1 protein-coding gene is annotated in these 596 nt (G+C 31.4%); it reads left to right on the top strand.

Going from position 1 to position 596, the window contains the following annotated elements; all coding sequences use genetic code 11:
* Positions 1 to 5: 5 nt before the first annotated feature.
* Positions 6 to 596, top strand: a 591-nt coding sequence (locus tag HUN22_RS17565; RefSeq protein ID WP_368074587.1) for a beta-1,6-N-acetylglucosaminyltransferase, incomplete at its 3' end; no start/stop codon positions are given.

Here is a 596-nt window from a genome sequence, read left to right as displayed (position 1 = left end):
ATCGAATAGATATCACTTGGGCTGGTTTCTCTATGGTTGAGGCAACTATTAATCTCATAAATTTTGCTTTAAATCATGACAAAAATAATAGTTTCTTTCACTTGATCAGTGGTGATGATGTTATTCTGAGACCATTTGACGAATTTTCATTTAATGAAGATAAGATCTATATGGAATGTTATGAATCACCGAGACATAGATATAGAGTTCGTTTTGATACTCCGCATGCGGATACAAAGCATCAAAGAAAATTGTATGGAAAAGCCCTAACAATTTTTTATAAGTTATTAGATAAATTAATACCAAGCGACGAAAAGTGCTTGTTTGGTAGTCAGTGGTTTTCAATAGGACGTAAAGATTTAGAAGTGATGATGTCATCCGCGAATGAGGATTATCTTAACTCCTTTAGGCGCAAGTTATGTCCAGATGAACATTTTTTCCAATACCTTGTGAAAAATAATAATTTAATAGAAAAGTTATCGGAAGACAGTAATAAACGCTTTATTGTTTTTGATGATAATTATCAACATGGATCTAGTCCAATATTTTTGGATTTAGATACATTAAAAGAGAAAAATGAAAGTACTTACTGGTTC

Origin of the sequence: Acinetobacter lactucae, from assembly GCF_013344765.1 — a bacterium.
Classification (GTDB): Bacteria; Pseudomonadota; Gammaproteobacteria; order Pseudomonadales; family Moraxellaceae; genus Acinetobacter; species Acinetobacter lactucae_A.
Note: the sequence above shows the minus strand (reverse complement) of the source record. Positions and strands in the feature narration are given on the sequence as shown.